Raw genomic sequence first — 14,643 nt, 5'->3', positions numbered from 1 at the left:
CGGCCGCAATCATAGAGGTTTTGCGCCTTTGCGGGCAATCGCAAAGGCGTTTCAAAGGCAATATGACGAGTTGGTATCAGTACTTGGCGGTGGAATCGCTGGCGGGAAAGCTCTCGTCCACGGCCTCGTCGACCTCGTCCCAATCCTCGGGCTTGTCGGCCTGCGCCTCTTCACCGGCATCGCGGATTTGCACTGGTGATGTCTTGGGGCCGGGCTTCTTGCCGTCCTGCATGCCTGCGGCGTCATCGGTTTTCTTGGTCTCGGTCATGGTGACCTCCCTGCTGTGGGAGTCAAACCGTCGAGAGGCCTTGGAGGTTGCTTTGAGTCTTGCACGCACCTCTGTTATGGACTGCGCATGACCGAGATCCTCGCCAATACCAAGAAGCTGTTTATCAAGACCTATGGGTGTCAGATGAACGTCTATGACAGCGACCGCATGATGGATGCGCTGGCGCCGCACGGCTATGAGACGACGCTGGACATGGCCCAGGCCGACCTCGTGCTGCTCAACACCTGCCATATCCGCGAAAAGGCCTCGGAAAAGGTATTTTCCGAGCTGGGACGGCTCAAGGAATTGCAGAACGAGCGCCGGGCGCTGGGCGGCGACATGATGATCGGCGTGGCCGGCTGCGTGGCGCAGGCCGAGGGCGAGGAAATCGCCCGGCGCGCGCCTGTGGTCGACATGGTGTTCGGGCCGCAGGCCTATCACAAACTGCCCGAAATGCTGGCGCGCACCGAAAGCCAGCGGCATATGCATCAGGCGCTGCGCAAGCCGATCGTCGACACGGATTTTCCGGAGGAAGACAAGTTCGAGCACCTGCCAGCGGCGCGCAAGGAAGTCACCATCAAGCGCGGACTGACGGCATTTTTGACCGTGCAGGAAGGCTGCGACAAGTTCTGCTCGTTCTGCGTGGTGCCCTATACGCGCGGCGCCGAGGTTTCACGACCGGTGAACCAAGTGATCGCCGAAGCACGCGGGTTGGTGGAAGCCGGCGTCAAGGAAATCACCCTGCTGGGTCAGAACGTCAACGCTTACCATGGCGACGACAAGGGCCGCGTCGTCGGCCTGGGCGAGCTGGCTTATCGACTGGCGGAAATCGCCGGCCTCGAACGGCTGCGCTATACGACCAGCCATCCGCGCGACATGGATGATGCGCTGATGGCAGCACATCGCGACCTCGATATTTTGATGCCCTATCTGCACCTGCCGGTGCAGTCGGGGTCCGACACGATCCTCAAGGCGATGAACCGGCGCCATACGGCGGCCGAATACATGCGTGTGATCGAGCGCATCAAGACGGCGCGGCCGGACATGGCGCTATCGGGCGATTTCATCGTCGGCTTTCCGGGCGAGACCGACCAGGACTTCGAGGACACGCTCACGATCATCCGCGATGTCGGCTATGCCTCGGCCTATTCGTTCAAATATTCGACGCGGCCGGGCACGCCGGGCGCCAATCTCGGCGACCAGGTCGACGAGGCGGTCAAGACCGAACGGCTGTGGCGGCTGCAGGAGCTGGTCAACCAGCAGACCACGGATTTCCACGCCAGCTGCGTCGGCAAGGTGCTGCCGGTGCTGATCGAGCGGCCGGGCCGCATGGCCGGGCAGGTGGGCGGGCGCTCGCCGTATTTGCAAGCGGTGCATCTCGAGGGGAGCACGGATTTGATCGGCAGCATCCATCAGGTCGAGATTATCGGGACCAGCACAAATTCGCTGGTCGGGCGGTTGAAGATGGCCGTGGCAGCTTAGGTCAAGTTGGCGAAATAGCTGCTAGCGGGCCGATCCTCCGCCCCTTGTCGCAATCCACAGCCGTCACAATATTGCTACAGACAGCGAACGCAAATCGTCCTAGCGTCGTTGTCAGCGACAGGCGCAAGCCCGCGTCCGTCCCTTTCGGGAGCCACACCAGTTTGAGCAGGCACTTGTCACCGACCGCAGACAACGCACTCGCATCGCAACTCGAACTCGCTTTTGAAGACAATCGCCTGGCTGCCCAGCTCTATGGCGATTTTGACCAGAACCTGGCGCTGATCGAACAGCGGCTGAAGGTTTCGGCTACCCCCCGTGGCAATCATGTCCTGCTCAAGGGCGCAGCGTCGTCGGTCGATCAGGCCCGGCGCGTGCTGGAATCGCTCTATGGCTCGCTCGAGGAAGGCCGCACGGTGGACATTTCCGATGTCGACGGCGTCATCCGGATGATCGAGACCGAGGATAGCCAGCTGACCCTGCCGACGCTGGAGCGCAAGGGCAAGGTACGCATGGCTCAGATCGCCACGCGCAAATCCACCATTGTCGCCCGCACCCCCGCCCAGGACGCCTACATGCGTTCGATGGAGCGGAGTGAGCTGGTGTTTGGCGTGGGTCCGGCCGGTACCGGCAAGACCTATCTGGCGGTGGCGCATGCCGCCTCGCTGCTGGAACGCGGCGATATCAACCGCATCATCCTGTCGCGCCCGGCTGTGGAAGCCGGCGAGCGTCTGGGCTTTCTGCCCGGCGACATGAAGGAAAAGGTCGATCCCTACCTGCGCCCGCTCTATGACGCGCTTTACGACATGATGAAGCCGGAAAACGTCGAACGCTGCATTACTTCGGGCATCATCGAAGTGGCGCCGCTGGCCTTCATGCGTGGCCGCACTTTGGCCAATGCCGTTGTGATCCTCGACGAGGCGCAGAACACGACCTCTATGCAGATGAAGATGTTCCTGACCCGTCTTGGCGAAAATTCCAAGATGATCGTCACCGGCGATCCGACCCAGGTCGACCTGCCGCGCGGCGAGAAATCCGGGCTGGTGGAAGCCATCGGCCTGCTCGACGGGGTGGAAGGCGTGCATATTTCGCGCTTCAACGACAAGGACGTAGTGCGCCATGCCCTGGTTGGCCGCATCGTGCGGGCCTATGAAGCCGATACGGCCAAGAAGCTGGCGGAAAAAGCCACCGAAGGGGTCGTCCGCTGAGTTCGTCGCCGCTGCATATCGATATCAATCGCAATGACGACGCCTGGCCGGAGGATCTCGATCCTCTGGCCGAGCGCGCCGTGCTGGAAGCGCTCAAGCAGAGCAAGGCCAAGGTCAAGGGCGCTGCGGAGCTGTCCATCCTCCTCACCAACGACGAGGAGCAGCACGCCCTCAACAAGGAATGGCGCGGCAAGGATAGCTCGACCAATGTGCTGAGCTTTCCGCAGATCGAGCCCTTCGATCCGGTGGTCGGGATTTTGGGCGATATCACGCTCGCCCGCGAGACGCTGATCCGCGAAGCCGACGAGCAGGGCGTGAGTTTCGAGGCCCATTTCACCCATCTGGTGGTGCATGGATTCCTGCATATCCTGGGCTATGACCACCTCGATGACGAGGAGGCCGAAGAGATGGAAAGCCTCGAGACAGCGATATTGGCCACATTGGGGATAGACGACCCCTATGCCGATTAGCCTTCGGCCCCTATATTAGCCCCGAGTTTTCTCAACCGAGGATAGAATGCCGCTCCTCCGGGCGGCGCATCACATGAACGACAGCGACAGTACGGGCCCTCTGGCCCCCACCAATCCCGAGCCTCCTTCTAGCACCGCCTCCGTCACCGCACGGGGGCCAAGCATCTGGCACCGGATCAAGGCCATGCTGGCCCGCGGCACGGTGTCTTTGCGCGACGACCTGCAGGTCGCGCTCGACGAGCAGGGCAGCGCCGAAGTGGCGGACTTCTCCGAGAGCGAACGCACGATCCTGCAGAATGTGCTCAAGCTTTCCAATGTCTCGGTCGGCGACGTCATGGTCGAGCGCAGCGACATCCAGGCCATCGAAGCCGATGTGAACCTGGGCACGCTGATCGCCAAATTCCGCGAAGTGCGCCATTCGCGCCTGCCGGTCTATGACGACAATCTCGACAACATCCTGGGCTTCATCCACGTCAAGGATGCGCTCTCCAAGATTACCGAGCCGGTGACCGATCCGGCCAAGGACGTGCCGGTCAAGCTGGTATCGACGGTGCTCAAGCAGAAGATCATCCGGCTCGACATCACGCGCGACGCGATGTTCGTGCCGACCTTCATGCCGGTGGGTGACCTGCTGCAGTCGATGCGCGCGTCCCGCGTGCATATGGCCATCGTGATTGACGAATATGGCGGCACCGATGGTCTCGTGACCATCGAGGACCTGCTGGAAGCGGTGGTCGGCGAGATCGAGGACGAGCATGACGAGCTGGCGGCGGCGCTGATCCGCAAGGTCGGCGTCGATACCTATATCGCCGATGCCCGTGCCGAACTGACCGATGTGCAGCGGCTGATCGGGCCGGAATTCGATCCCGGCGACTATGCCGAGGATGTCGATACGATCGGCGGGCTGGTGTTCGATCTGGCCGGCCATGTGCCCAAGCGCGGCGAACGGGTCGACAAGCTGGATGGCTTCGAGTTCGAGATTTTGGCGGCTGATAGTCGACGGATCAAGCGGTTGAGGATCAGGCGGAAACGCGAGCAGGTGGGTGAGCCCTTGGCGATCACCGACCAGCGCAGTGAAGCCGAAAAGGCTGCAGCGGAATGATGGAGAGCCCGGGATGACCCCGGGCTTTTGTTGGGCTGGCGCGTCCACCCCCAACCCAACAATAAAACCTGCTGAAAAAACTAAGGGCCCAGTGGTTTCCCGCTGAGCCCTTGGCTTGCTGCTTAACTTTTGAGGTCGTTCTAGACCTGTTGCACCTGCTCGACGCCGGGCACGAAGTGGCGGAGCAGGTTCTCGATGCCGCTTTTCAGCGTGGCGGTCGACGAGGGGCAGCCGGAGCAGGCGCCCTGCATGTGCAGGAAGACGGTGCCTTCCTTGAAACCCTTGAAGATGATGTCGCCGCCATCCATGGCCACGGCCGGACGCACGCGGGTGGCCAGCAGTTCCTTGATCACTTCGACAGTTTCGCCGTCTTCGGCTTCGAAGAATTCTTCGACCTCGTCGAGATTGGCGACTTCAACGCCGCCTTCGACGATGACCGGCTTGCCGGAGAGGAAGTGGTCCATGATCACGCCGAGAATGGCCGGCTTAATATGGGCCCAATTGGTGTCATCCTTGGTGACCGAGATGAAATCGGAGCCGAGGAAGACGCCGGTGACGCCGGAAATAGCGAACAGGCCTAGCGCCAGCGGCGAATTGGCCGAAGCCTCGGGGCTACGGAAATCGCGCGGCTCGCCGAGCAGCACGTCACGACCCGGCAGGAACTTCAGGGTCGCGGGATTGGGCGTGGCTTCGGTCTGGATGAACATCAGGATTTCCTCGACGGCGTCGAATTAGAATGTTTCTAAAATAGTCTTTCTGGCGGGCAGCGCAAGCGCATTTTGCGACCTTGCGCCTCATGGCGGCGCGCACAGCCCATGCGGTACTCACATATCATGATCCGCATGTTCAGATATATCGGTGTCGCCGAGGGGGTTACAACCCTGGCGCTGTTCCTTGTCGCCATGCCGGCCAAATATTGGTTCGGCTTTCCGGGACTAGTGCCGCCGGTGGGCATGATCCATGGCGTGGCGTTTGTGGTCTATATCCTCGCCATGGTGGTGTGTTTGTGGGGCCGCGGGTTTAGCGCCTGGGAGTGGGCTAGGACGACGCTGGCGTCGTTTGTGCCGTTCGGGACGTTTTGGAATGACGCCCTGCTCAAGCGGAAGCAGGTTGAGACGGAGGCCGCTGCGGCAAGCTGAAGCTTGGGCCAGAAGGGATCGCGTAAGCGGAACAGCTGGGCCATTCGGCCATAGGCCTCATGGCCTACTTCGCTAAAAACGCGCCACTGGCGCGTTTTTGCCGCCGGAGGCGGCACACTCAGCAGATAGCGATAATCTCTTCGTCGCTCATGCGGCCGGGGACCACTGTCAAGGGAATCGGCAACGCGTTGGCGCGGTTGGCGAAGTGGAGGACCAGGGGGCCGGGGCCTTCACTGGAGGTCGAGGCGGCAAGGACCAGAATGGCGATGTCGCGGTCCTGGTCGATGACTTTTTCGATCTCCTCGGCACCTTCACCCTCGCGGATCACCGATTCCGAGCGGACGTCGCCGATGTCGCGGATGCGGGCCAGACGGGCGTCGAGATTGCGCTCGGCTTCTTCAACCGCTTCGGCGCGCAAAACGTCTTCGACACCCATGCCGATAAATTCGGGCTTCTGCACCACGCTCATCAGCACGACCGTGCCGCCGGTGCGCTTGACGCGGTAGGCGGCAAAGGTGAGCGCGCGCTCGCATTCCGGCGTCTCGTCGATGACGACGAGGAATTTGCGTTTGTACTCAGTCTCGTACATCCGGAGCTCCTAGCGCACAAAACCAACGATATTGCGCACGTCGGCCATGATCGGCTGGGCAATAACCCGAGCGCGTTCGGCGCCGTCGCGCAGGATAGTGTCCAGCTCGCCGCGGTCGGCGACCAGGCGCTTCATCTCGTCGGCAATCGGCGACAGCTTGGCCACGGCAAGATCGGCCAGTGCCGGCTTGAACACGCCCCAGCCCTGGCCGCCGAATTCGCCGAGGACTTCATCGACCGAGCGATTGGACAGCGAGGCATAGATACCGACGAGGTTTTCGGCCTCGAGACGGCCGGCGAGGCCGGCGGCTTCGCTGGGCAGGGCGTCGGCGTCGGTAGTGGCGCGCTTGATTTTTTTGGCGATCAGGTCGGCGCCATCCATCATGTAGATGGTGGAAAGATCCGAAGCGTCGGACTTGCTCATCTTCTTTGAGCCGTCCTTGAGCGATTTGACGCGCACGGCAGGGCCGGTGGCCAGGGTCTCGGTGACGGGGAAGAAGTCGCCCTTGAAGCCCAGCGCCTTGACCTGCTTTTTATAGTCGTGGTTGAATTTTTTCGCGATGTCGCGGGTCAGTTCGAGGTGCTGCTTCTGGTCTTCGCCAACCGGCACCGCGGTGGCCTTGTAGAGCAGGATGTCGGCCGCCATCAGCGAGGGATAGGCGTAAAGGCCCAGCGACACGGCTTCGGAATTCTCGCCGCCTTCGTTGGTGCCCGCCTTGTCCTTGAACTGGGTCATGCGGCTCATCCAGCCGACGCGCGCCACGCAGTTGAAGATCCAGCCCAACTCGGCATGTTCCATGACCTGGGACTGGTTGAAGATGATGGACTTCTTCGGATCGACACCCGCCGCGATATAGGCAGCGGCGATCTCATAGGTCCAGCGCTTGAGGTCTTCAGGGTCCTGCCAGACGGTGATGGCATGCATGTCGACCACGCAATAGATGGTCTCATGCGTGTCCTGCAGCGGCACGAAACGCCGGATGGCCCCGAGATAATTGCCAAGATGCAGATCGCCCGAAGGCTTGATGCCGGAGAAGACGCGGGGAGTGAAGGTCATGGGATGCCTGACGAGACGGTGTTGTGGAACACTTATATCCGATCAAGCGCGGTGTCATCGGGGATGGGGAGAGACAGGTGGCTCAGCCGCCGCGCCGCAGGCGGCGCAGCAACATGCCGAGTGGCTGGGCGCGGGTGATGTGGACCAGGGTGAAATAGAGCACCATGCCGAAGCCGACCAGAACAGTCAGCACACCGATCTGCTCCCAGATCGGGGCAGCGGTCTCCATATGGGCCCGGCCGCGCTGCGAAAGCACATAGAGCACGGCGCCCATGACGCCGCTGATGACGAGGATCAGCAGATGCTTGATCCATTCGGTGCGGGTCAGTTTGAAATGACCGCGCAGGGCCAGAAAGACCGCCAGAAGAATGGCATTGAGCCAGGCGGAAGCGGCGGTGGCGACAGCGATGCCGACATGCAGATAGGTGGGGAACAGAAGCAGCGACAGGCCGATATTGGCGACCACGGAACTGCCGGCAAATATCGTCGGCGTGACGGTATCCTCGCGGGCAAAATAGCCCGGCTGCAGCACGCGAATCAGCACATAGGCGGGCAGGCCGGCGGAAAAGGCGATCAGCGCCTGGGCGGTGTGCTGGGTAGCCAGGGCATTGAAGGCGCCACGCTCGAACAGCACCCGCACGATCGGCTCGGCCATGGCGATCAGCGCGGTGGCGGCGGGCATGGAGAGCAGCATGGCGATGAGAAGCGACTGATCCTGGGTGGCGCGGGCCTCGGCGTCGCGGCCGCCCTTGAGGTGGCGGCTGAGCTCGGGCAGCAGCACGGTGCCAATGGCAATGCCGATGATGCCAAGCGGCAATTGATAGAGGCGATCGGCGTAGTTGAGGATGGAAATGGCATTGTCAGCGCCCGAGGCGATGATGGTGCCGACGAAGATATTGATCTGGGTAATGCCGCCGGTGAGGATGGCCGGAATGGCCAGCACCCAGAAGCGACGCACCTGCGGATCAAAGCGCGGCAGGCGGAATTCGGGGACGAAATCGGCGCGCTTGATAGCCGACCAGACCAGCCAGAGCTGGGCCAGGCCGCCAGCCATGGTGGCCACCGAAACCCATGTGGCAGAGCCGGCCGGTTCCTGCACCCAGAAGGTGACCAGCGGGATCATCGCGGCGATATTGACGATATTGAGAATGACCGGGGCAAAGGCTGCGGCAAAGAAGCGGCCGAGCGAATTGAGAATGGCGCCATAGGCCGCCATCAGCGACATGCAGGCGAGATAGGGGAACATGATCCGCGTCAGCAGCACGGTCAGTTCGAATTTTTCGGGATCATCGACGAAGCCCGGCACGAAGAGCAGCATCAGCTGCGGCATGAAGATTTCGGCGAGGATGGTCACGACGACCAGCATGGCCACCAGCCAGCTCATGATGCGGGCGGCAAGGTCGAGCGCTGAATCCGGGCCGTCCTTTTCCAGCGCACCGGCAAACATCGGCACGAAGGCGGTGTTGAAGGCGCCTTCGGCGAAGAGGCGCCGGAACAGGTTGGGAAAGCGGAAGGCGGCATAGAAGGCGTCGGCCGCCGGGCCAATGCCCAGCACGGCCGCCATCAGCGCGTCGCGGGCAAAGCCGGCAATGCGCGAGACCAGCGTCAGCCCGCCGACCGAGAGGAAATTGCGATAGAGGCTCATCGGCGGGCGCGCTCGCTACCCATTGGCCACTTTCACCGCGGCCGCAGGATGGAACACGCCCATCAGCGCGTCGTGGATCTTGCGCTGGCGGGGCTTGCTCATGATCTTCTGGCCGGTGAGGTCGGTGACGTAGAAGACGTCGACGGCCTTTTCGCCATAGGTGCCGATATGGGCCGAGCCGATAGTGAGGTTGAGGTCGGAAATCTGGTGGGTCAGCGAATGCAGCAGGCCCATGCGGTCGAGGCCGGAGACCTCGATGACGGTGAATTTTTCCGACAGCAGGTTGGAAACCGAGACCTGGGCGGGCAGGGCGAAGGGTTTCAGGCGCTTGTTGTGGCGCGATTCCTTGCCGAGATCGATCAGAATGGTGCGCTTGCCCTGGAGGAGTTGCTTGACCGTATCGATGATGCGGGTGGCGCGGACCTTTTCGTCCTCATCGCTGGTGAAGCTGCGGCGCAGGGTGAAGGTATCGATGGCATGGCCGTCGCGGGTGGAAAAGATCTGCGCCCCGATGATGGAGGCATCCTGCATGGTGCAGGCCCCGGCGATCAGCGACAGCAGGCGCGGATGGTCGGGGGTGTAGAAGCTGACCTCGGTAATGCCCTCAAAGGCCTTGATGCGGATCGAGCCGGCAAAGGCGTCGCCGGCCATATCGGCGTGGCGGATCATGCGGGCATGTTCGACCTGCAGTTCGGGCTCGGCGCGGAGCCAGTAGTGGTCGTAGTGGCGGGCCACATAGGTCTCGACATCGGCTTGCGGCCAGGCGGTGAGCGCTTCGGCCAGCTGGCGGCGGGCATAGTTGATGCGGTCGGACTGGGTGACCTGGCTATGGCCGCCGGAGAGCAGGGGTTCGGTGGCGTAGTAGAGGGCGCGCAGCAGGCTGCCCTTCCAGCCGGTCCAGACGCCGGGACCCACCGCGCGGATATCGCAGGCGGTGAGGATCATCAGCAGGGCCAGGCGCTGCGGCGATTGCACCACGTCGGCAAAGGCCTTGGCGGTTTCGGGGTCCTGGATATCTCGGGCCTGGGCGATCTCGCTCATCAAGAGGTGATGCTCGATCAGCCAGGCGACGGTGTCGGTTTCGGCCGGGGTCAGGCCGAAGCGCGGGCAGAGTTTGCGCGCGATCTTCATGCCGGCGGTGGAGTGATCCTCCGGGCGGCCCTTGGCGATATCGTGCAGGAACAGTGCGACATAGAGCAGGCGGGTATCATTGAGCTGGGGCAGCAGTTCATGGGTCAGCGGCAGCTGGTCGCGCAGCCCACCATTGGCGATATCGGCCATGACGCCGACCGAGCGGATCAGGTGCTCGTCCACCGTATAGTGGTGGTACATGTTGAACTGCATCAGCGCGACGATCTTGCCAAAATCGGGCACGAACTTGCCGAGCACGCCGCTCTCGTTCATCTGACGCAGGATGCGTTCCACGGACAGCGGATCGGTCAGGATGGTCAGGAAATGCTCATTGGCCTTGCGGTCGTGGCGGACCTTGTTGTCGATCAGGCGCAGCGAGCGGGTGATGACCTTGATGGCATCGGGATGGAACAGCAATTGCTCGCGCCCAGCCACCAGAAAGATGCGGATCAGGTTGACCGGATCTTTTTCGAACACTTCGGGCGTGGCGATATTGAGCCGCCCGGTATCGAGCACGAAATCGCTCTCGCCCTTGATCTTGGACTTGCCCTGGCGGAAGGGCGCCAGCACGCGGCCCACCAGGTCCATATCCTTGGCGTGGTTGAATTCGAGCGAAGCGCAGATGATGCGGGTCAGATCGCCAACATCCTTGGCGACCAGGAAGTAGCGCTTCATGAAGCGTTCGACGCCCAGCATGCCAACGCGCTGGGCATAGCCCATGCGCTGGGCCAGTTCGGGCTGCACGTCGAAGGTCAGCTTTTCCTCGGCGCGACCGGTGACGAAATGCAGGTGGCAGCGCACCGCCCAGAGAAAGTCCTCGGCGCGCGAAAACAGGCGATATTCGGCGGCGCTCAAGACGCCGCGGCCGATCAGCTCATGGCTGGTCTTTAGGTGGTAGAAATATTTGCCGATCCAGAACAGCGTGTTGAGGTCGCGCAGGCCGCCCTTGCCGTCCTTGATATTGGGTTCCACGACATAGCGGGTATTGCCCATCTGCTTGTGGCGTTCGTCGCGCTCGGCCATCTTGGCGGCGATGAATTCGGGGCCAGTGCGCGGCATGATTTCGGTTTCGAAGCGATGTACCAGCGAGTCAAACAGCGCCTTGTCGCCGGTCAGGAAACGCGCCTCGAGCGTGGCGGTGCGCACCGTCATGTCGGCCTTGGCCATGCGCAGAGATTCATCGACCGAGCGAACCGCATGGCCGACCTTCTGGCCGAGGTCCCAGAGCATATAGAGGATATATTCGGTGACCTGCTCGCCCCAAGGCGTCTGCTTGTAGGGCAGGATGAACAGCAGATCGATGTCGGAGCCGGGGGCCAGCGTGCCGCGGCCATAGCCGCCGACGGCGGAGAGGGCGATGGCTTCGGCGCCCGAGGGATTATCGACCGGATAGACGCGGCGGGTGGCAAACATATGCACCGCGGTGATGATTTCGTCCTGGGCATTGGAGAGATTTTCGGCGCAACGGGTGCCCTTGTTGGTGGCCAGCAATTCGGCTTCGGCGCTCTGGCGCGCTTCGGCGAGGGTCTTGCGGATATGGGCCAAAACGATGCCGCGGGCGGCGGTGGATTTGGGGGCTTCATCGCCTATAGCGCTATCGAGCTCGTCGAGAATGGTCTCGGCGGACTTCAATGCGAAAAGCGGTTTTCGCGGCTTGGCCTCAGCTTCGGCGAGCGTCATCGCGGATTTTCTTCAACTGATACAGCGCTTCGATCGCTTGTTTGGGGGTCATCTCGTCGGGACGAGTCGCATCGAGAGCCAAGTGTACCGGGTCTTTCTCAACGGGGCGTGAAGCCGGCTGATGCGCAAAAAGTGGCAGATCGTCTAGCACGCTGGCTTTCTGGCTGGAAGAGGCGGTTCCCGCCGAACGCTGTTCCAGCACGGTCAAAACCTGGCGAGCGCGGGCCAGCACCGGCTCGGGCAGGCCGGCGAGGCGGGCCACTTGTATTCCGTAGGATCGATCAGCCGCGCCGGGACCCACTTCATGCAGGAACACCACCTCGCCCTCCCATTCGCGCACCTTCATGGTGACATTGGAAACGCGGGTCAGCGTTTTCGCCAAGCTGGTCAGCTCATGGAAATGGGTGGCAAACAGCGCGCGGCAGCCTGTGGTTTCATGCAGGGCTTCCACGGCGGCCCAGGCGATGGAGAGACCATCGAAGGTGGCCGTCCCGCGGCCGATTTCGTCCAGCACGACCAGCGAGCGCCGCGTGGCGCGGTTGAGAATGGCAGCGGTTTCGACCATTTCGACCATGAAGGTCGAGCGGCCGTGGGCGATGTCGTCGGATGCGCCGACGCGGGAGAAGACGCGGTCGATGACGCCGATATGGGCCGAGCTGGCCGGCACAAAGCTGCCGACCTGGGCCAGGATGGCGATCAGCGCATTCTGGCGCAGGAAGGTCGATTTACCGCCCATGTTGGGGCCGGTCACCAGCCAGAGCGCCCCACCGCCGCTGGCATCATCGCCGGAGAGATCGGCATCATTGGCGACAAAGCTATGGCCCTCGGACATGACCATGTCTTCGACCACAGGATGGCGGCCGCCATGGATGGCAAAGGCCAGCGAGTCGTCAATCTCGGGGCGGGTGTAGCTGCGGGTGGCGGCGAGATGGGCCAAAGCTGTGGTGACGTCGAGTTCGGCCAGGGCGTCGGCGAGATCGCGCAGGGCGGCGGTTCGCGTCAGCACGTCCTCGCGCAGGCGGGCGAAGATCTTGAGCTCGATCTCCAGCGCCCCCTCATGCGCCCGGGCGATGCGGCCTTCGAGTTCCGCCAGTTCAGTCGTGGTGAAGCGCATGGCATTGGCCATGGTCTGGCGATGGATGAAGCTCTGGCGATGCGGTTCTTCCAAAAGCTTGCCGCCATGGGCGGCCGGGACTTCGACGAAATAGCCGAGCACGCCATTGTGCCGGATTTTGAGCGAACGGACGTCGGTTTCCTCGATCAGCCGGGTCTGGAGCGCTGCGACCACGATGCGCGTTTCGCTGGCGAGCGCGCGTTCGCTATCCAGCATGGCGTCATAGGCCTTGCGCACAAAGCCACCGTCGCGAGCGAGCAGCGGCATGTCATCATCCAGCGCCAACCCCAGTTCGGAGGCGAGGGAGATCGGCGCGGCGGCGAGGGTCTTGCCGAGGCGCACGAGGACCGCAGGGGCATCGTCGAGCCGGGCAAAGTGGCCGGAGAGGGCCAGCGCGGCGCTGACGGCTTTTCCCACGGCGGCCAGATCGCGCGGGCCGCCACGGTCCAGCGCCAGCCTTGTCAGGGCGCGGGCGAGATCGGGCACTGCCTTGAGATCGGCGCGCAACCGGCCATTGAGCAAAGTGTCATTGGCCAGCAGGGCCACGGCGTCGAGCCGGGCGTTGATGGCCGTGGCATCGGCCAGCGGCGCCGCAAGGCGGGCTGAGAGCAGGCGCGATCCGGGCGCGGTGACCGTTAGGTCGATCACCTGGCGCAGCGAACCGCGTTGCTGACCGCGCTGGGTCTGGTGCAATTCAAGGCTCGATCGGGTAGCCGCGTCGATGGCCATATGGCGGGTAGCGGTATCGGCGACGGGTGCGCGCAGGGCGACGCCAATGCCCTTCTGCGATTCCCGCACATAGGCCACCACGGCACCCAAGGCCGAACGGGCGGCGCGGGAGAGGGCGGAGGGATCAAAGCTGCCGCCCGGAAAGGCTTCGCGCAGGGTGGCGATGGCGGCTTCGCTGTCGAAACTTTCAGCCGGAGCGGCATGGGCGATGGGCAGCCAATTGGGAGCAAATAGATGCCGCTCCACCAAGGCGAGGCGCGTGGCTTCGGCCAGCAGCAGTTCGGCTGGGTCGATGCGGGCGAGTTCGTCCTGCAACTGTTCGGCGGAAAGGTCGGCGGTGAAGGTTTCGCCGGTCGAGACGTCGGCCCAGGCGAGGGCGAAGTCGGTTTCGCCGTGGCGGACCATAGAGAGGGCAGCGAGGAAATTGCTCGCCCTTGCGTCAAGATGATCGTCCTCGGTCAGCGTGCCGGCGGTGATCAGGCGCACCACGTCGCGCTTGACCACCGACTTGGCGCCACGCTTCTTGGCTTCCTTGGGATCTTCCACCTGTTCGCAGATGGCGACGCGATAACCGAGCTTGATAAGCTTGTTGAGATAGTCATTGGCCGCGTGGATCGGCACGCCGCACATGCCGATGTCCTGGCCGAGATGCTTGCCGCGCTTGGTGAGAACGATGCCCAGAGCCGCACTGGCGATCTCGGCATCCTCGAAGAACAGTTCGTAAAAATCGCCCATGCGATAGAACAGCAGATAGCCGGGATTGACCGCCTTGATCTCGAAATACTGCGCCATCATCGGCGTCAGGGCGGGTTGGATCGAAGGCTGGTCCATCAGGCGTCAGGTCTCGGCGGGAAAGCCGGGAGCTTATGGGGTTTGGGGGCGAAATCCAACCTGCATGCTTCTGTTATGTGTGGGCATCTCCTCCCTCTCGATGTCATCCCGGCCTTGAGCCGGGTGTGGATTCACATTTGAAGTGCAACGGGTTGAGGAAGGCCTCTGCTGGCGTCTTGAAGCCGAGGCATTTTCTGGGTGT

The 14,643-nt window shown here is 62.7% G+C and carries 12 protein-coding genes; 5 read left to right on the top strand and 7 right to left on the bottom strand.

What is annotated here, in order from left to right:
* Positions 1-76: 76 nt before the first annotated feature.
* Entirely contained in the window at positions 77-268 is a 192-nt protein-coding gene (locus tag BM045_RS00060) for a hypothetical protein (protein WP_092178983.1), read from the bottom strand.
* Between the two features lie 87 nt (positions 269-355).
* Here BM045_RS00060 and miaB point away from each other — a divergent pair, with 87 nt between their 5' ends.
* From miaB to BM045_RS00040, 4 genes are all read left to right on the top strand, one after another.
* Complete coding sequence (gene miaB, locus BM045_RS00055) at positions 356-1,750, top strand: tRNA (N6-isopentenyl adenosine(37)-C2)-methylthiotransferase MiaB (protein ID WP_092178982.1); 1,395 nt, start codon at positions 356-358, stop codon at positions 1,748-1,750.
* 173 nt (positions 1,751-1,923) lie between these two features.
* On the top strand, positions 1,924-2,955 hold the full coding sequence (locus BM045_RS00050; RefSeq protein WP_244522825.1) for a PhoH family protein: 1,032 nt from the start codon (positions 1,924-1,926) through the stop codon (positions 2,953-2,955).
* Positions 2,952-3,425: an rRNA maturation RNase YbeY gene (gene ybeY / locus BM045_RS00045; protein ID WP_092178980.1), complete on the top strand. Its 474-nt coding sequence runs from the start codon at positions 2,952-2,954 to the stop codon at positions 3,423-3,425. The genes BM045_RS00050 and ybeY overlap by 4 nt, the downstream gene beginning before the upstream one ends.
* A gap of 46 nt (positions 3,426-3,471) precedes the next feature.
* Positions 3,472-4,527 (top strand): hemolysin family protein, encoded by a 1,056-nt coding sequence (locus tag BM045_RS00040; RefSeq protein ID WP_244522823.1) that lies wholly within the window; start codon positions 3,472-3,474, stop codon positions 4,525-4,527.
* Between the two features lie 140 nt (positions 4,528-4,667).
* Here the strand turns inward: BM045_RS00040 and BM045_RS00035 are convergent, their stop codons facing one another.
* Positions 4,668-5,234: a NifU family protein gene (locus tag BM045_RS00035; protein WP_092178978.1), complete on the bottom strand. Its 567-nt coding sequence runs from the start codon at positions 5,232-5,234 to the stop codon at positions 4,668-4,670.
* A 135-nt stretch (positions 5,235-5,369) separates the two neighbouring features.
* Here BM045_RS00035 and BM045_RS00030 point away from each other — a divergent pair, with 135 nt between their 5' ends.
* The gene (locus BM045_RS00030; RefSeq protein ID WP_092180682.1) at positions 5,370-5,666 is read left to right on the top strand and encodes a DUF3817 domain-containing protein; all 297 of its coding nucleotides are present in this window, start codon (positions 5,370-5,372) and stop codon (positions 5,664-5,666) included.
* 118 nt (positions 5,667-5,784) lie between these two features.
* Here BM045_RS00030 and BM045_RS00025 read toward each other — a convergent pair whose 3' ends face one another.
* The 5 genes from BM045_RS00025 to mutS all read right to left on the bottom strand — a co-directional run bounded on the left by BM045_RS00025 (position 5,785) and on the right by mutS (position 14,441).
* A complete protein-coding gene (locus BM045_RS00025) occupies positions 5,785-6,255 on the bottom strand; it encodes a universal stress protein (protein ID WP_092178977.1) in 471 nt (156 codons plus the stop codon).
* 9 nt (positions 6,256-6,264) lie between these two features.
* Positions 6,265-7,311 (bottom strand): tryptophan--tRNA ligase, encoded by a 1,047-nt coding sequence (gene trpS / locus BM045_RS00020; protein WP_092178976.1) that lies wholly within the window; start codon positions 7,309-7,311, stop codon positions 6,265-6,267.
* Positions 7,312-7,393: 82 nt separating this feature from the next.
* Positions 7,394-8,956 (bottom strand): murein biosynthesis integral membrane protein MurJ, encoded by a 1,563-nt coding sequence (gene murJ / locus BM045_RS00015; RefSeq protein WP_092178975.1) that lies wholly within the window; start codon positions 8,954-8,956, stop codon positions 7,394-7,396.
* Between the two features lie 15 nt (positions 8,957-8,971).
* Entirely contained in the window at positions 8,972-11,767 is a 2,796-nt protein-coding gene (locus BM045_RS00010; protein ID WP_092178974.1) for a [protein-PII] uridylyltransferase, read from the bottom strand.
* Positions 11,748-14,441 carry a DNA mismatch repair protein MutS gene (mutS, locus tag BM045_RS00005; protein WP_244522822.1) on the bottom strand — a complete coding sequence of 898 codons (2,694 nt, stop codon included), beginning with the start codon at positions 14,439-14,441 and terminating at the stop codon, positions 11,748-11,750. Before mutS ends, BM045_RS00010 begins: the two co-directional genes overlap by 20 nt.
* Positions 14,442-14,643: the final 202 nt, after the last annotated feature.

The sequence above is a fragment of the Devosia sp. YR412 genome (genome assembly GCF_900110945.1).
Classification (GTDB): Bacteria; Pseudomonadota; Alphaproteobacteria; order Rhizobiales; family Devosiaceae; genus Devosia.
The sequence above is the reverse complement of the archived record's forward strand: the minus strand, read 5'-3'. Positions and strand labels throughout refer to the sequence as shown.